General features: G+C 42.7%; 16 protein-coding genes and 1 other RNA gene. 15 read left to right on the top strand and 2 right to left on the bottom strand.

Annotated features, from left to right (window positions below; translation table 11 throughout):
- Window positions 1–99: 99 nt before the first annotated feature.
- Both FC33_RS03910 and recU read right to left on the bottom strand, forming a co-directional pair.
- Complete coding sequence (locus tag FC33_RS03910; protein ID WP_146993436.1) at window positions 100–2,379, bottom strand: transglycosylase domain-containing protein; 2,280 nt, start codon at window positions 2,377–2,379, stop codon at window positions 100–102.
- Complete coding sequence (recU, locus tag FC33_RS03915) at window positions 2,372–3,004, bottom strand: Holliday junction resolvase RecU (protein ID WP_057827319.1); 633 nt, start codon at window positions 3,002–3,004, stop codon at window positions 2,372–2,374. Before recU ends, FC33_RS03910 begins: the two co-directional genes overlap by 8 nt.
- A 76-nt stretch (window positions 3,005–3,080) precedes the next feature.
- On the opposite strand from recU, the gene FC33_RS03920 reads away from it, so the two are divergent.
- The 15 genes from FC33_RS03920 to purH all read left to right on the top strand — a co-directional run bounded on the left by FC33_RS03920 (window position 3,081) and on the right by purH (window position 16,629).
- Window positions 3,081–3,632: an SLOG family protein gene (locus tag FC33_RS03920; RefSeq protein ID WP_057827536.1), complete on the top strand. Its 552-nt coding sequence runs from the start codon at window positions 3,081–3,083 to the stop codon at window positions 3,630–3,632.
- A 63-nt stretch (window positions 3,633–3,695) separates the two neighbouring features.
- Window positions 3,696–4,037 (top strand): cell division regulator GpsB, encoded by a 342-nt coding sequence (gene gpsB / locus FC33_RS03925; protein ID WP_057827320.1) that lies wholly within the window; start codon window positions 3,696–3,698, stop codon window positions 4,035–4,037.
- Between the two features lie 26 nt (window positions 4,038–4,063).
- An RNA gene (rnpB, locus tag FC33_RS08190) (RNase P RNA component class B) lies at window positions 4,064–4,433 on the top strand.
- Window positions 4,434–4,492: 59 nt separating this feature from the next.
- Complete coding sequence (locus FC33_RS03930; RefSeq protein ID WP_057827321.1) at window positions 4,493–5,623, top strand: THUMP domain-containing class I SAM-dependent RNA methyltransferase; 1,131 nt, start codon at window positions 4,493–4,495, stop codon at window positions 5,621–5,623.
- A gap of 14 nt (window positions 5,624–5,637) precedes the next feature.
- Window positions 5,638–6,027, top strand: coding sequence for an EbsA family protein (locus tag FC33_RS03935; protein ID WP_146993437.1), 390 nt, complete (start codon window positions 5,638–5,640; stop codon window positions 6,025–6,027).
- Window positions 6,028–6,224: 197 nt separating this feature from the next.
- On the top strand, window positions 6,225–6,713 hold the full coding sequence (gene purE / locus FC33_RS03940) for a 5-(carboxyamino)imidazole ribonucleotide mutase (protein ID WP_057827323.1): 489 nt from the start codon (window positions 6,225–6,227) through the stop codon (window positions 6,711–6,713).
- A complete protein-coding gene (purK, locus tag FC33_RS03945; protein WP_057827324.1) occupies window positions 6,706–7,830 on the top strand; it encodes a 5-(carboxyamino)imidazole ribonucleotide synthase in 1,125 nt (374 codons plus the stop codon). Before purE ends, purK begins: the two co-directional genes overlap by 8 nt.
- 294 nt (window positions 7,831–8,124) lie before the next feature.
- Entirely contained in the window at window positions 8,125–8,838 is a 714-nt protein-coding gene (gene purC, locus FC33_RS03950; RefSeq protein WP_057827325.1) for a phosphoribosylaminoimidazolesuccinocarboxamide synthase, read from the top strand.
- A gap of 13 nt (window positions 8,839–8,851) precedes the next feature.
- Window positions 8,852–9,100 (top strand): phosphoribosylformylglycinamidine synthase subunit PurS, encoded by a 249-nt coding sequence (gene purS / locus FC33_RS03955; RefSeq protein ID WP_057827326.1) that lies wholly within the window; start codon window positions 8,852–8,854, stop codon window positions 9,098–9,100.
- On the top strand, window positions 9,101–9,766 hold the full coding sequence (gene purQ, locus FC33_RS03960) for a phosphoribosylformylglycinamidine synthase subunit PurQ (RefSeq protein ID WP_057827327.1): 666 nt from the start codon (window positions 9,101–9,103) through the stop codon (window positions 9,764–9,766). It abuts the gene before it with no gap.
- 19 nt (window positions 9,767–9,785) lie between these two features.
- Window positions 9,786–12,011 carry a phosphoribosylformylglycinamidine synthase subunit PurL gene (gene purL, locus FC33_RS03965; protein WP_057827537.1) on the top strand — a complete coding sequence of 742 codons (2,226 nt, stop codon included), beginning with the start codon at window positions 9,786–9,788 and terminating at the stop codon, window positions 12,009–12,011.
- Window positions 11,987–13,444, top strand: coding sequence for an amidophosphoribosyltransferase (gene purF / locus FC33_RS03970; RefSeq protein ID WP_057827328.1), 1,458 nt, complete (start codon window positions 11,987–11,989; stop codon window positions 13,442–13,444). Before purL ends, purF begins: the two co-directional genes overlap by 25 nt.
- Window positions 13,434–14,498, top strand: coding sequence for a phosphoribosylformylglycinamidine cyclo-ligase (purM, locus tag FC33_RS03975; RefSeq protein ID WP_057827329.1), 1,065 nt, complete (start codon window positions 13,434–13,436; stop codon window positions 14,496–14,498). The genes purF and purM overlap by 11 nt, the downstream gene beginning before the upstream one ends.
- Window positions 14,495–15,094 carry a phosphoribosylglycinamide formyltransferase gene (gene purN, locus FC33_RS03980; protein WP_057827330.1) on the top strand — a complete coding sequence of 200 codons (600 nt, stop codon included), beginning with the start codon at window positions 14,495–14,497 and terminating at the stop codon, window positions 15,092–15,094. Before purM ends, purN begins: the two co-directional genes overlap by 4 nt.
- Window positions 15,091–16,629 (top strand): bifunctional phosphoribosylaminoimidazolecarboxamide formyltransferase/IMP cyclohydrolase, encoded by a 1,539-nt coding sequence (gene purH / locus FC33_RS03985; protein WP_057827331.1) that lies wholly within the window; start codon window positions 15,091–15,093, stop codon window positions 16,627–16,629. Before purN ends, purH begins: the two co-directional genes overlap by 4 nt.
- Window positions 16,630–16,647 lie beyond the last annotated feature (18 nt).

The raw sequence follows: 16,647 nt of genomic DNA on the forward strand, positions 1-16,647 counted from the left end.
GCTTAGCTCGTTTGTTTTGGAGCCCAATTATAGGGATAGATACAACAAAAGAGGTTGCGATTTGTTATATCACAACCTCTTTTTAGCAGCTAAATAACATTAATGATGATCATTGTTATTGTTTTGATTATTATTGTTGTTATTATTCTGCTGATTATTATTTTGATTATTGTTGTTCTGGTTATTATTGTTATCGCTTTGCTGTTGTGATTGGCTATTTGCCTGAACCTTGCTTTGCTGGTCTGAATTTGAATTTGCCTGCGAGTTACTATTTTGACTCTTTTGTGAATCATCGATCTTTGAAAAGACGCTTTGGAATTTCGCCATGCTGCTCTTCTTTGAGAAGATCTCACTTGAAGGCGGTTGGGAACCAGCTAAGTAAAGTTGCCGGACACCGTTGATGTACTTAACGTAAACGTTGCTTGGCTTTACCCAGTCAGTGTTTGATACATCTTCGGACATGTATTCCATAATTTGCTTATAGAATTGCGAAGCGAGGTTCGCCGTCGGTTGCGTCATGTAATTTCCTGGTTGATACTGGTGATCATATCCAAGCCATACGGATACCGAGTAGTTCTTCGTATAACCATTGAACCATGAATCCATGATCGCGTTGGATGGAAATTCATTCGCAACATCTGATGGATAAGCGTTTGTTCCGGTCTTTCCGGCTTGGTAAAGGCCAGGAATATTCGCTTCCGTCCCAGTTCCCTTTGGTGAAGTAATAACCTGTTTCAACATGTCAGTGATCATGTATGCCGTTGACGGTTGCATTGCCCGTTTTCCTTCGTTAGAGTACTGTTTAACCGTTCCATCAGGCGTTTCGATCGCATTGACATATTGTGGCTTATAGTAAATTCCGCCATTAGCAAATGCTGCGTAGGCCGCTGCGTTTTGTAACGTTGATGATGGAAGTCCGATCCCGTTTGAATAGTGCAATCCAGACCTATAGTTAAAGCCAAGTCCTTGAAGGAACTTCGTTGCTTTTGGAAGACCAACACTGGCTAATGTTTGAATTGCAGGGATGTTCCGGGATTCAATCAAGGCTTCCCGCATTGTCATGTTACCTTCATATTTATGGTCAAGGTCATAAAGGGCAGTGTTTGAACCTGGATAGTTATATGGTTCATCTTTCAACATATGGTACGTTGCCCATTGCTTGTACTCGATTGCTGGACCATAATCCATTAACGGTTTAGCAGTTGAACCGTCAGTCCGATCAGTCTGAACGGCACGGTTCAGGCCGAAAGTAACGTTTCCTAATTTCCGTCCTCCAATCATTGCGACAACCTTTCCGTTGTGCGGGTTAATGATTGTTGAGGCAACCTGGATCTTGTTATTCGGGAAGTAGACGTAATTGTTAGTATTGGCAATTTCGTACAACTTTTCTTGAATATTCATATCAAGGTTAGTGTAGATTTTGAGACATTGAGCAAATGGATCGTATCCTTTGGCTTCAACGTCTTGAATAACTTCCTTCAAGTAAGGATCAGCGATTTTAGCTTTTTCGCTGTCTTCCACGTTGTTTTGGTGGACTGGAAGAAGTCCGTTATTGATATCTTCGGCTTGCGCTTGCTGTTCTTGACTCTTTGAAATCTTGTGATTTTCATACATTGCCTGAAGAACTTCATTCCGCCGTTCTAAGGCCAATTTTGGATTCGAATACGGGTTATATGAAGATGGCGCATTCGGAATTCCAGCGATCAATGCAGTTTGGGCTAAGTCAAGCTGACTTAATGATTTACCGTAATAGAATTTGGCAGCCGTTTCCATTCCATAGTTACCATATCCCATAAAGACCTTATTAATGTAGAATGTTAAAATTTGATCTTTTGAGTAATGCTTATCAAGCTGCAGAGCCAACCAAGCTTCTTGCGCTTTCCGTTTAAGTGTTTGGTCAGATTTGGAAGTTGAGAAGTATGACAATTTAATCAATTGCTGATCGATCGTACTTCCCCCTTGAAGGCCTGAACCTGGATTAAGGTTGTTTAAAAACGCCCCCAAAATTCGTTTCGGGTCAATTCCTTTTTGTTGATAGAATTGCCGGTCTTCAATTGAAACAATCGCATCTTTTAACTGTTGCGGAACCTTATCTTCAGCAATCAAAGTCCGATTGTCAGACCCCAGTGAAGTAATCTTTTTATTGTTCGCGTCATAAATGATCGTCGAACCTGGACTTGATAATTTGCTTGTTGAAAGTTCAGGTGCACTTTTTGCATAGTAGAAGAAGAGGGCTGAACCAGCCGCAACTCCAAGGACAAAGATAATCAAAATAACTAGCAAAACGCGCTTGATAATATGCCAAGGGCCCTTTGCGCGAACCGCTTCTTCAGCTTCTCGCCGATTAACTCTTGAATATTCTGGATCTTGATTACTCATTATTATCTCCTTCGATTTGGTTAATTAGTAAATCCACCGCTTTAAGGTATGGAATTCGAGGTTGCAAACTATATTCAATTTTAAAGCTCACGTCTTCGATTTCCTTTTTCGGGATCGACTTGCGTCCATGAGCTTGATTGTCCCAATAATTAAATAGAAGGGATGTCGGCATTAAATACAGTTCATCTTGCGAAACAAAACGAACGATTGTAAAACAGATTCCGTGTTGTTTTTCACAAGCTTTCATATGTTTGATTTGGTGATCATGAAAGTTGCTTAACGGGAAGGCGGTCTTATTTTTGGTTTCTTTTGCTTCAAAATCAAGGTAGTAACCCCGATAAATTCCGTTGTAGTCAGTCGTTGACGGCGTTTTGAAATACGCTTTTTTAATTACCGCTGCACTTCGCTTCGGGTAATCAACGTCAACAATTTGAATTGGAATGGGTTTCTTGTGGATGACGGCGATCTCGCGTTCAAGGTAGTATTGATTACTATCATTGATTTCCTGTTCAAGCGTCATTCCGCGATTGCCATAAACAATTCGACTTGGCGATTTATGTTTCGCCTTGAATGTGGTACTCTGCTTTTGAGAGTAGTGCTGACCATTCGGATAGTTAAGTGTCATCAAAATCACACTCCTATCCCGGTATTTTACCATTTATCAAGATTTTAGGCAAAATCGTGAAGGGCAGGTGAAGCAGTTGCGGTTATGGGTAACTGGTTATCGAAGTTATGAACTCGGAGTTTTTGCAAATAATGATCCGAAAGTCAAAGTGATTAAGTATTTACTAAAAAAACATTTTGAACAGAAATTTAATGATGGGCTTGAGTGGGTGATTACCGGCGGCCAACTCGGGGTTGAACAATGGGCTGCGGAAGCGGCAATAGAATTGAAGGAAGAGTATCCAGAATTGAAAGTTTCACTGATGTACCCGTTCAGTGAGTTTGGCAGTCAATGGAACGAACAGAATCGGATGCTGTTAAGCGATTTGGAATCCAAGGTTGATTTTTGTGCAAGTATCAGTAAACAACCATATCAATCGCCGGCACAATTGAAAAATTTTCAAAAGTTTATGCTGGACCATACGGACGAGGCAACGCTGATCTATGATTCGGAATATCCTGGAAAACCGAAGTATGATTATCAAGCCGTTCAACAATACGCAGAAAATCATGATTACCCGGTTACGATGTTTGACATGGATAATTTGCAAGACGCTGCAAATGAATTTCAAGAAAATCTTGGCAACTAAAAACAATTCTGCTATAATACTACTGTTATGAGTTAAGTACCTATCGGAGACGAGGTGTAATTTATGGAAAATGTCAATCTTACGCCTAAAGAAATCGTAAACAAGCATTTTAAACCTAAAATGCGCGGTTATGATCCAGCGGATGTTGATGAATTTTTAGATAAAGTTATCCAAGACTACGAGACTTTCACTAAAGAAAATCAACGGTTACAAATGGAAAATGATCGGCTTGTAAGCAAAGTTGACGAACTTACAAAGCAAGTTGCTGTTGGTAAGTCTGGTCAAGCTGCAAGACCAACTTCAAATGTCAATAACATGGACATTTTGAAGCGGCTTTCTAATTTGGAACGGCGCGTTTTTGGTGCTCAACTTAATGATGATAATGACCAAAATAGTCGTTTTTAATAATTAAATATGTTAATTAGCGTGTAGTGTTCGGGTAATCGCGGGCTGCATATGCAGTCTGAGGAAAGTCCAAGCTTGCACAGGCTGCGATGCCTGTAGTGATCGTGCTTGCTGAAAAAATAAGGCAAGGTACCTACATTGTAGGTAACGGCAGATAAAAAGGCTAAAACTTCGGTCATGCCTGAGTAGTCTTGAAAAGTGCCACAGTGACGAAGTAGTATTGGAAACGGTACTAGTGGAACGCGGTAAACCCCTCGAGCAGGTAACCCAAATTTTGGTAGGGGCGCTTCATGACGGAAATGAACTAATCATGGGGGCGAGTTTTTAACTCGGAGATAGATGATTACCACCGATTCCAGTCCTGGCTGGATGACGTACGGAACGTGGCTTATAGAGCACTACATATGACAGGAGGAGGTTGCGACATTGTTGCAACCTCCTATTTTTAATTAAGGATGAGGGAAATGGAAATAATCGCAACGTGCGCAGCTGGAATTGAAGGAATTCTTGGAAATGAACTGAAACATCTTGGTTATCATGCCAACGTTGAAAATGGGCGGGTACGCCTTGAAGGTGACTTTCAGGATATTATTCGCTTAAATTTGTGGCTTCGGACTGCTGATCGGGTAAAAATTGTTTTGGCAAAGTTTATGGCGAAAACCTTTGATGATTTGTTTGAAAATGTAAAACAAATTCCGTGGGAAGATTGGCTGGCACTCGATGCGGCTTTCCCGGTAAGCGGTAAATCGCAAAAGTCGCAATTGCATAATGTTCCAAGTGTTCAGGCAATTACCAAAAAAGCAATTGTCGAACGGATGAATCAAACTTATCACCGGCGGACAAAGTTTCCGGAAACGGGGGCTGAATATCCGGTTCAAGTTTCAATCAATAAAAACAAAGCAATGATTACCCTTGATACAACGGGATCAAGTTTATTTAAGCGCGGATATCGGTTGGATAAAGGGGGCGCGCCGATGAAGGAAAACATGGCTGCCGCTCTTGTTTTATTATCGCATTGGTACCCAGAAGATCCGTTTATGGATCCGGTATGCGGTTCAGGAACGCTTCCGATTGAAGCTGCTCTTCTTGGACGCAACATCGCACCGGGAATCAACCGCCATTTTGTTTGTGAACAGTGGCAGCAAGTCGATGAAGCAATGGTTACCAAACTTCGCGAAGAGGCCCGTGCAGTTGAAAACCATGACATTGACCTCGACATTGCCGGTTACGATATTGACGGACGAATGATCAACATTTCAAAGGTCAATGCGAAGGCGGCTGGCGTTTTACATGATATTCATTTTAAACAGTTAGCGGTTAAAGATTTTAAGACTGATAAGGAAAATGGCGTGATTGTTGCTAATCCGCCATACGGACAACGGTTAAGCGACCGGGACAGCGTTCATGTTTTATATGAACAAATGGGAAAAATCTATCGTCCAATGACTACGTGGAGTAAGTACATTCTTACAAGTGATTTAAATTTTGAAAAATATTATGGCGAACAGGCGACAAAAAGACGTAAACTATATAATGGTTCGCTGCGAACGGACCTCTTTCAATATTGGGGAAAGAAGAAACGTTAATTGAAGGTGAAGAAATGAAACAAAAGAGATATTACAGTCAACCAGATGTTCCAACCTCGATTGTTTGCTGGTCATTCACATGGATGATTTTTCTTTTCAGCATGCTTTTATGGCTGGAAATTACGGTCTTTCAAGTTTGGACTTTGATGACTTTGATTTTATTTTTGATCGTGGCCTTGGTCGAACTTCGGGGGCGGTATCTTCAAATTGAAGACGGAAAAATCAATTACCATGCATTGATCGTTTTTAATGGTCAAAGCATCAAGTTAAGCGATATTAAAGAAGTGAAACATAACCGGTGGGGTGTTGTCCGGTTCGTAACGGAAAAAGCGACCTACAGCTTTTTGATGATGCCGAAGACGGCTGCCCGGTTGGCAACGGATGTTGCTGAATTAATTAAATAAGAGAATTTGGAATGAAAGTCCAAAGGAGACCGTAACTGAAAACTGCGGTCTCTTTTTTGTTCGATTTTAGCTTTGATAACTCTTAATTTAATTCTGTTATTAATATTATTACACAATAAACGAACAATAAAAATAAATAATGTTTACAACGTTCAATTTATTTGGTAAGCTAACCTTAATGAAGGAGGAAGATATTCATGAATGCTCAAGTTAGTGTAGTTATGGGAAGCATCTCAGACTGGTCAACCATGAAGTTGACGGGTGAGATTTTGGATAAATTGAATGTTCCGTATGAAAAGCAGGTGGTCTCCGCTCACCGGATGCCGACTGAATTGATGAAATTTGGTCAAACGGCCCGTGAACGGGGAATTAAAGTAATTATTGCAGGGGCTGGCGGGGCAGCCCATCTTCCAGGAATGCTGGCGGCCAATACGATCATTCCAGTCATTGGGGTTCCAATTCAAACCCATGCACTTGGAGGAATGGATTCATTACTCTCAATCGGTCAAATGCCAGCTGGCGTTCCGGTTGCTACCATGGCGATTGGAGCAGCGGGAGCCCGGAATGCGGCTTTGATGGCATGCGAAATGTTGGCTTTAAATGATGATGCACTTGCAGACCGCTTAGTCGATTACCGGAGACAGCAGCATGATGCTGCCGTAGAAAGCAGTGCGCATCTTGAATAAGCAAATTGAACAGGGCGATACGATCGGAATTATTGGCGGCGGTCAATTAGGCCAAATGCTGGCATTTTCAGCTAAAGCAGCGGGAATGAAGGTCATTGTTCTTGATCCGGATCCAACTTGTCCAACCGGCCAGGTTTGTGATCGCCAAATTGTTGCGCCGTATGATGATGTGAATGCAATTCAGCAGTTAGCTGACGAAGCCGACGTGTTAACGTATGAATTTGAAAATGTTGATTTGGACGCGTTAGATGCGGTTAAAGATGTTGTTTCAATTCCTCAAGGAACAGAATTGTTGCGGATCACCAAGGATCGGATTCGTGAAAAAACATTTTTGAAAGAACACGGCTTTCAAACCGCCAAGTTTGCTGCAATTAACAGCGCGCAAGATTTTGAAGATGAATTAAAACGAATCGGTTTTCCATGTTATTTAAAAACTTGTGAAGGCGGCTATGATGGAAAAGGCCAGGTCCGGCTTAATAGTGAGGAAGATCTAGGACAAACTACAGAAATTTTGCGGCATTGTCCATGTATTTTGGAAAAGGCCGTTGATTTTAAGTGCGAATGTTCCGTGATGGTCGGACGGAATGTTGACGGCGATTCAAGTGTTTTTCCAGTCAGTGAAAACATTCATCGTAATCAGATCCTCCACGAAAGCATCGTTCCGGCAAGAATCCCAAGTGAAGTTGCGGCGCGGGCAGAAGAAACGGCCGTGGCCATTGCCCAGGCCCTCGACCTTTGCGGCATTTTAGGGATTGAAATGTTTATCGGAACTGATGATCAAGTTTACATTAACGAATTGGCACCGCGGCCGCATAATTCAGGTCACTATTCAATTGAAGCATGTAATTTTTCGCAATTTGACATTCATAACCGGGCAATTTGCAACTGGCCAATGCCGCAAATTAAGCTTCTGCAACCCGTTGTGATGGTTAACGTTTTAGGCCAGCATGTTTCTGGGGTGCGGAATTTAATTTTTGAGAAACCTAACTGGCATTTTCATGATTATGGAAAAAGTGCAGTTCGGCTGAATCGGAAAATGGGTCATATTACAATTTTAACGAATCAGCTTGATCAGACGTTGAAGGAAATTAATCAAACTGGAATTTGGGGACAATAAAAAACGAACATTTTTAATAATTGAAAATATAAAATTTATGTGTTTAAACCGTTAAAAGGCATCTTTGAAAAAAGATGCCTTTTTGTTTTATTCGAATAAATGCTGAATAAACAATTATAATTGATAATTTATAAAATAAAATTATATAATCATGAACAATAAAAACGATAAATGATAAAATTGTTTGAATATTTTGTTGACATTCGGTTATTCTTGGAATATTCTGAATGTATAATAATTGATTATTCAAAAATGTTCGCATAATAGTGAACAATATAAAGGAGATTATGATTGATGGTACATCAAATTTATGCTGGGAAAGCAAAGGAAATGTGGACAACGGAAGATGAAAATGTTTTGCGGGTCGTTTATTTAGACCAGGCGACAGCCTTAAACGGCAAGAAGAAAGACCATATCGATGATAAGGGGAAAACGAACAATGCAATTTCGACGTTGATTTTCAAATATTTTGAAGCAAACGGAATTGAAACCCACTTTATTAAAAGGATTTCGGATACCGAAGAACTTGTCAAAAAAGTCAAAATCATTCCGCTTGAAATGATCACCCGCAATTATTCTGCTGGCCACTTTGCAAGCCGTTACGGCGTTGAAGAAGGCAAAAAATTTGAAACTCCAGTTGAAGAGATGTGCCTTAAAAGCGATGAACTTGATGATCCTGCAATTAATGCTTCTCAAGCAATCGCCCTCGGAATTGTTACCCAATCGCAATTAGATACGATGTGGGTAATTTCACGGAAAGTTGATCAATTATTAACCCCGTTATTTGAAAAAGCAGGCATGCAACTGATCGATTTTAAGCTGGAATTTGGAACTTTACCAAACGGAAAAGTGATTCTTGCTGATGAATTTTCACCAGACAATTGCCGGTTATGGGATACGAAAACCCATCATCACTTAGATAAGGATGTTTACCGGAAAGACTTAGGCGAGTTGACCCCGGTTTACCAAGAAGTTCTTCAACGGTTAGAAAAGGTAATTTTACTTTAAAAGGAGGAGCACAATGAAAAAGTTTCGGGTATATGTAACGTATAAACCATCCGTTTTTGATCCCCAAGGTGATACGATCACTGACGCAGCAAAAGATTTAGGATATCAAACTATTCAGGCAATTCATGTTGGAAAATTCTTTGATATCGAAGTCGATGACTCAGAGGGAACGGCTGCTCAAACGGTTGAAGAATTAGCTGAAAAGTTGCTCGTAAACTTTAATCTCGAAGTTTATCGTTATGAACAATTGGGGGAAGATTAAATGAAAGTTGCAATCATTGTTTTTCCAGGATCAAATTGCGATAGCGATTTGCATTACGTTTTAGAAAACCTGTGCCATGTCAGCGCTGAATACGTTCCGTCAACGGCAACGAGTTTAGATGGATTCGATGCGGTCATGCTTCCTGGTGGATTTTCATACGGGGACTATTTGCGGTGCGGCGCCATTGCTGCTTTAACACCGATTATGGGAGCAGTTCGTCAATTTGCCGATTCAGGCAAGCCCGTGATTGGAATCTGTAATGGATTTCAAATTTTGACGGAAGCCCATTTGTTACCAGGGGTTTTGAAGAAAAATGATAATCTGAAGTTTATCTGCCGGCCAGTTGCGTTGCAGGTTGAAAATAATGCCACGCCTTTTACAACGAAGTACGTTAAGGATGAAAAAATTCATTTGCCGATTGCCCATTCAGATGGCAACTTCTACGCCGACCCGGCAACGATTGATGAGTTAGAACAAAATCATCAAATCGTTTTCCGTTATGTTGATCAAAATCCGAATGGAAGTGTGAACGATATTGCGGGAATTTGTAATCGGCGCGGTAACGTTGTTGGAATGATGCCTCATCCGGAAAGAGCGTCCGAAAAAATTGTCGGCAATGATGACGGCTTCAAAGTTTTCCAATCGTTGCTTACGCTTAAGCACTAAAAATGGAGGTTAATTTATGATTGATCAAGAAATGACACCCCAGGAAATCAAAGCCCAAAAGCCATATCTTGAATGGGGACTAACTGAAAAAGAATATGATTACATTTGCGATCATCTGATTCACCGGTTACCAAATTACACCGAAACGGGATTATTTGCGGTAATGTGGAGTGAACACTGTTCGTATAAAAAATCCAAGCCGTTGTTGAAACTTTTCCCGAATAAAAACGAACGCGTTTTACAAGGACCAGGGGAAGGGGCCGGCATCGTTGATATCGGTGATGATCAAGCCGTTGTTTTCAAAGCTGAAAGTCACAACCACCCATCAGCCGTTGAACCTTACGAAGGGGCAGCAACCGGAGTCGGTGGAATTTTACGCGATATCTTTAGTATGGGTGCCCGGCCGATCGCATCGCTTGATTCATTGCATTTTGGGGAAATCAATAATGCGCATACTCGTTATTTGATCAACGAAGTCGTTGCGGGAATCGGTGGTTATGGTAACTGCATGGGAATCCCAACCGTTGCGGGAGAAACGACGTTTGATGAATGCTATGAAGGCAACCCGTTAGTGAATGCTATGAGTGTGGGGTTGATGAATAAAAAGGATATCCAAAAAGGTCGCGCTTCAGGCGAAGGAAATCTGATCATGTATGTCGGTGCCAAAACCGGCCGGGATGGTATTCACGGTGCCACCTTCGCATCAACCGACTTTGACAGTGAACATGAAACCCAACGGTCAGCGGTTCAAGTTGGTGATCCGTTTATGGAAAAACTGTTAATGGAAGCCTGCCTTGAATTGATTCAAAAGCATGCTGACTGGTTAGTTGGAATTCAAGATATGGGAGCTGCTGGTTTAGTTTCATCAAGTTGTGAAATGGCCTCTAAGGCAAACAGCGGGGTCAAGATGAACCTCGATTTGGTTCCGCAACGGGAAAACGGGATGTCAGCATATGAAATCATGCTGAGTGAATCACAAGAACGAATGCTTTTATGTGTAAAAAAAGGAAATCAAGAAGATGTGCGGCAACTCTTTGAAAAGTATAACCTTGATGTTGTCGTTATTGGGGAAGTAACTTCTGACCATCAATATGTATTAACACATCATGATCAAATCGTAACCGATATTCCGGTATCGTCATTAACCGACGATGTTTTGCAAGAAAAGTGCCCTGAACGGCAACCGGAACGATTAACCCATCTTAAAGCAAATTCTCTTCCAAAAATTGATGATCCTGCACAAACGTTAGTTGGCTTATTACAACAACCAACCGTTGCATCAAAGAAAGTTTTAACGCAAACGTATGACTCGCAAGTCCGGGCTTCAACCGTTGCCGGCCCGAATGCAACCAACGATGCCGGCGTGATTCGGGTTCGCGGAACGCAAAAAGGATTGGCGATGACCACGGACGGAAACGGTCGGTTTGGATATTTGAATCCGCGGGTCGGCGGTCAAATTGCGGTTCTTGAAGCCGCAGCCAATGTGATCGCGAAGGGGGCTCAACCGCTTGCGATTACTGACTGTCTAAACTTTGGTGACCCAAATGACCCTGAAGTATACTGGGAGTTTCACCAATCAATCGCCGGAATGGCAGAACTTTGCCGGGAACTTAATACCCCAGTCATTTCAGGAAATGTTTCCCTTTATAACGAAAATAATGGTCAAGCAATTTATCCGACACCAATGGTTGGAATGGTCGGACTGATTTCAAATGTCGATCATGCAGTTTCAAATCATATCATTCAGGATGAAAACCTAGTTTATGTTGTCGGCCAAACGAAAGATGATTTCAGTGGTTCAGAACTTCAAAAAATGCTGACCGGCAAGATTGATGGGAAGGTCAATGAATTTGATTATCATCAAGCTGCATCAGCTTTGCAAAAAGCACTTACGGCCATGCAAGACCAACTGGTAACCGCTGCGCATGATGTCAGCGAAGGTGGCCTTGGGGTAACCCTTGCTGAAATGATTTTTGACACATCACTTGGAATGGACGTTGAAATGAACGATCAGGCCAACCGGTTGTTTAGTGAAACTCCGGGACGAATCGTCTTAACGGTTAAACCGGCGGACCAAGCTGCCTTTGAAAAGGTTCTTGGAAGCGCCGCAATGTTGATCGGGAAGACAACGGCGACCCATGAATTAAAAGTCAAGACAACCGATGCGGAATTCAAGTTGAACGGAACGCAGCTTCAACGTCAATGGGAGGATGCAATTCCATGCTTAATGAAATCAAAGGATTAAATGAGGAATGCGGCATTTTCGGGGTCTTTAACTCACCGCATGCCAATCAGTTAACGTATATTGGACTGCATGCTTTGCAACACCGTGGTCAAGAAGGAGCAGGGATCGTAACGGTCGATGACGATCATCATTTTTATCAACACCGTGATCGCGGATTGTTGAGTGAAGTCTTTAAGGATTCAAATGACCTTCATCGGTTAGAGGGCCAAACCGCGATCGGTCATGTGCGTTATGGAACAAGCGGTAATAATTCGATTGCGAATGTCCAACCGTTTCTCTTTAAATTTAACGATGGTGATCTCGCATTAGCCCACAACGGTAATTTGACAAATGCCCGGTCATTAAAGGTTCAATTGGAAAATAAAGGAGCGGTTTTCCAATCGAACTCAGATTCAGAAGTGCTGATTCACTTGATTCGGCAAAAACATTCAATGCCGTTTATGGATGCATTGAAGCAAAGTCTGAATGAGATTCACGGCGGCTTTGCATTCTTGATTTTAAAGCAGGATGCCTTGATTGCCGCGTTGGACCCGAACGGAATCCGGCCATTATGTGTGGGTCAATTATCAAACGGGGCATATGTTGTTGCCAGCGAAACGTGTGCGCTTGACGCTGTAGGGGCAACGTTTGTCCGCGATGTTCAGCCGGGTGAATTGATCATCATTGACCGCGACGGCATGCACATCGATCATTACACGACCGAAACGCAACTGGCAATTTGTTCGATGGAATATATTTATTTTGCTCGACCCGATTCGAATATTCACGGGGTGAACGTTCACCGGGCACGGAAGCGGATGGGAATGCGGCTTGCAAAAGAACAACCGGCGGATGCCGATATGGTGATCGGTGTTCCCAATTCGTCATTATCAGCAGCATCCGGGTATGCTGAAGCCGCCCATCTTCCGTATGAAATGGGATTGATCAAAAATCAATACGTTGCACGGACGTTTATTGAACCGACCCAAGAACTGCGGGAACAAAGCGTCCGGATGAAGTTGTCAGCGGTCAGCGGGGTCGTTAAAGATAAGCGGATCGTTGTTGTTGATGATTCGATCGTTCGCGGCACCACTTCGATTCAGTTAGTTAAACTGTTACGCAATGCCGGTGCTCGCGAAGTCCATCTCCGAATCGCTTCACCGCCATTCCGGTTCCCGTGTTTTTACGGAATTGACGTTTCGACCCGGGCGGAGTTAATGGCTGCTAACCATAGTATTGCGGAAATGCAACGGTTGATCGATGTTGATAGCCTTGGATTTTTAAGTGTTCAGGGATTGATCGATTCAATTGCCGTTCCGGATGCGGGCGATGCACCCAACGGAGGGATGACCGTTGCTTATTTTACCGGCAAGTATCCAACACCATTGTACGACTATGAAGCGGGATATTTAAAGTCATTAAAACAGCAAAGGGGAATGTTTGATGAAGACTAATCGATATCAAAAAGCAGGCGTGGATATTGAAGCCGGGAATCAATTGGTTGATCAAATCAAAAAGGATGTCCAATCAACGCAACGGATTGGCGCTGACGGAAAAATCGGCGAGTTTGGTGGAATGTTTGACTTGAGTGCGCTTGGTCATTATCGGCAGCCGGTGCTTGTTTCCGGAACCGATGGCGTAGGAACCAAGTTAATGATTGCCCAAATGATGGATCGCCACTCAACGATTGGAATTGACTGTGTTGCAATGTGTGCCAATGACATTTTAGCCCAGGGAGCAGAACCATTGTTTTTCCTTGACTACATTGCGACGGGGAAAAATGATCCGGATAAACTTGCTGAAGTCGTTAAGGGCGTTGCGGCCGGTTGTCGCCAGGCTGGAATGGCAATCATTGGCGGTGAAACGGCGGAAATGCCTGGAATGTATCCGGCTAACGAGTATGACATTGCTGGCTTTGGAACGGGAATTGCTGAACGTGATCGGTTATTGACCACTGATGATCCGCAAGCTGACGATGTCTTGATTGGCATTGCATCATCTGGCTTGCATTCAAACGGCTTTTCCCTTGTTCGGCAAATCTTATTCAATGAAGCGGGGTTCAAGGTTACGGATCAACTTGATGAGCTTGACGGGCAAACCTTAGGCGAAGCATTGCTTACACCGACAAAAATCTACGTTCAATCAGTTTTGCCGTTAGTCAAAGCAGGACAGATTCACGGCATTGCGCATATTACCGGTGGCGGGTTGCTTGAAAACGTTCCGCGGATGTTTGCGTCGAATTTAAAAGCTGAAGTCACGGTTAACTGGTCGATTCCAGCAATCTTTAACCTTTTGCAAAAGCAAGAAAATTTAGATTGGCATGATTGTTTCCTGACGTTCAACATGGGAATTGGCCTCGTGTTAGCCGTTGCCCCGCAAAATGCGGATACAGTTTTGAATCAATTGCGGGCGCAAGGTGAAACGGCGTGGATGATCGGCAAATTATCAAGGCGGCAAGCCAATCAAGCCTCAATCAAAATTTTGGTCGATGGGGGTGAGATCGAATGAGAGTTGCAATTTTTGCGTCGGGCAACGGAACAAATTTTGAAACGTTAGTCCAGGCATTCAACCGGCATGAAATTCAGCATGGCAAGGTGGTTTTACTTTTCTGTGACCATCCGAATGCCCCGGTGATCCAGCGGGCAAAGCGGTTGCAGATTCCGTACGAAACCTTTCCGTTGAAACAGTTTGCTTCGAAAGCAGAATATGAACAGGCAATTTTAACCAAGCTTCAGGAATATCAAGTTGATTTGATTGCCCTTGCCGGTTATATGCGGGTGATTGGACCGACGATTTTGAGTCATTATCCAAAACGAATCATTAACCTTCATCCGGCATACTTGCCTGAATTTCAAGGATTGCATGCAATTGAACGCGCGTTTGATGATCACCTGCAAAATGGCCGGACACAAACCGGGGTAACGCTGCATTACATTGATGAAGGATTGGATACTGGTCCGGTAATTCGCCAAGAGCATGTTCCAATCAAGCCGAATGATACGTTGGATGAACTTGAAACGCGGATCCATCAAACCGAACACCGGCTTTATCCTCAAGTATTAAATGAAATCATTTGTCAAATCAGTAAAGGAGAAAAAGAATGAAAAAAGCATTAATCAGTGTTTCAGATAAAACGAATCTTGTTCCTTTTGCCCAAGCATTAATTGAAAACGGCTATGAAATTATTTCAACGGGGGGCACCCGGAATTTCTTAAAACAAGTCGGCGTTCAAACGATTGACATTCAAGAAGTAACTCATTTCCCAGAAATTTTAGATGGCCGGGTTAAAACCCTTCATCCGAATGTCCATGCTGGTTTGCTTGCTAAACGTGATCATGCCGATCATATGCAAACCTTAGCCGACCACGGAATTGATCCGATTGATTTGGTATGCGTTAACTTGTATCCATTTAAAGAAACCATTTTAAAGGATCAAGATGATTTTGAAGGGGCAATTGAACAGATCGATATCGGTGGTCCAAGTATGTTGCGGGCAGCGGCCAAGAACTTCAAGGATGTAACTGTTGTTACGGACATCAACGATTATCAAAAGGTGATCGATGAAATTCAAGCCAATGGGGAAACGAGTTTGGCAACCCGGAAAGAGTTGGCAGCAAAAGTCTTTCGCGAAACAGCCGCCTATGACGCCTTGATCGCCCAATACTTCGATTACCAAACTGACGATCCAGCACCGCAAACATTGACTTTGCCATATCAATTGAAGCAAACGATGCGGTACGGTGAAAACAGCCACCAAAAAGCATGGTTCTACGAAGACGTTATCCCGAAGAGTTTTTCAATCAGCCAAGCTAAACAACTTCATGGTAAGCAACTTTCATACAATAACATCAAGGATGCGGATGCGGCATTACGGATCATCCGCGAATTTGATGAACCAACAGCGGTTGGCTTGAAACACATGAATCCATGCGGAATCGGTTGCGGAAAGACCATTGAAGAAGCATGGGACCGTGCTTATGAAGCTGATCCGGTTTCAATTTTCGGCGGAATCGTTGCCTTGAACCGGAAAGTTGATTTGGCTACGGCTCAAAAATTACACAAGTTGTTCTTGGAAATCATTATTGCTCCGGCATTTGACGATGATGCATATGATATTCTTGCCAAGAAGAAAAATGTGCGGTTGTTAACGCTGGACTTTGATCACCGCAGTGAACAACCGCGGCTTGAGACCGTCTCGGTAATGGGCGGCATGTTGATGCAAGAACAGGATGACTTAGAAGAAGATCCAACTCAATGGAAGATCGTTACCCAAAAGAAACCAACCGCTGACGAATTGAAGACAATGGCATTTGCATGGAAGGCCGTTAAGTTTGTTAAGTCAAATGCAATCTTAGTTGCTAACCCCAATCAAACGATTGGCGTTGGCGCTGGCCAACCGAACCGAATCGATGCGGTCAAAATTGCAATTGACCATGCAAAGGATAAGTTGAATGATCAATCTGTGCTTGCCAGTGATGCCTTCTTCCCAATGGATGATTCCGTTGAATATGCTGCTCAGCACGGAATTAAGCTGATCGTTCAACCGGGTGGCTCGATTCGGGACGAAGATTCGATCAAGATGGCTGATAAGTATGGAATTGTAATGGTGATGACCGGTCACCGGCACTTCCGGCACTAAAAAGAAACGGTGAATAAG

Source organism: Ligilactobacillus aviarius subsp. aviarius DSM 20655 (assembly GCF_001436315.1).
Classification (GTDB): domain Bacteria; phylum Bacillota; class Bacilli; order Lactobacillales; family Lactobacillaceae; genus Ligilactobacillus; species Ligilactobacillus aviarius.

What these genes read in the sequence shown, in the direction of transcription:
- FC33_RS03910 (WP_146993436.1), bottom strand. Translation starts at nt 2,379, where the DNA reads ATGAGTAATCAAGATCCAGAATATTCAAGAGTTAATCGGCGAGAAGCT.
- recU (WP_057827319.1), bottom strand. Translation starts at nt 3,004, where the DNA reads ATGACACTTAACTATCCGAATGGTCAGCACTACTCTCAAAAGCAGAGT.
- gpsB (WP_057827320.1), top strand. Translation starts at nt 3,696, where the DNA reads ATGGAAAATGTCAATCTTACGCCTAAAGAAATCGTAAACAAGCATTTT.
- FC33_RS03930 (WP_057827321.1), top strand. Translation starts at nt 4,493, where the DNA reads ATGAGGGAAATGGAAATAATCGCAACGTGCGCAGCTGGAATTGAAGGA.
- FC33_RS03935 (WP_146993437.1), top strand. Translation starts at nt 5,638, where the DNA reads ATGAAACAAAAGAGATATTACAGTCAACCAGATGTTCCAACCTCGATT.
- purE (WP_057827323.1), top strand. Translation starts at nt 6,225, where the DNA reads ATGAATGCTCAAGTTAGTGTAGTTATGGGAAGCATCTCAGACTGGTCA.
- purC (WP_057827325.1), top strand. Translation starts at nt 8,125, where the DNA reads ATGGTACATCAAATTTATGCTGGGAAAGCAAAGGAAATGTGGACAACG.
- purS (WP_057827326.1), top strand. Translation starts at nt 8,852, where the DNA reads ATGAAAAAGTTTCGGGTATATGTAACGTATAAACCATCCGTTTTTGAT.
- purQ (WP_057827327.1), top strand. Translation starts at nt 9,101, where the DNA reads ATGAAAGTTGCAATCATTGTTTTTCCAGGATCAAATTGCGATAGCGAT.
- purF (WP_057827328.1), top strand. Translation starts at nt 11,987, where the DNA reads ATGCTTAATGAAATCAAAGGATTAAATGAGGAATGCGGCATTTTCGGG.
- purM (WP_057827329.1), top strand. Translation starts at nt 13,434, where the DNA reads ATGAAGACTAATCGATATCAAAAAGCAGGCGTGGATATTGAAGCCGGG.
- purN (WP_057827330.1), top strand. Translation starts at nt 14,495, where the DNA reads ATGAGAGTTGCAATTTTTGCGTCGGGCAACGGAACAAATTTTGAAACG.
- purH (WP_057827331.1), top strand. Translation starts at nt 15,091, where the DNA reads ATGAAAAAAGCATTAATCAGTGTTTCAGATAAAACGAATCTTGTTCCT.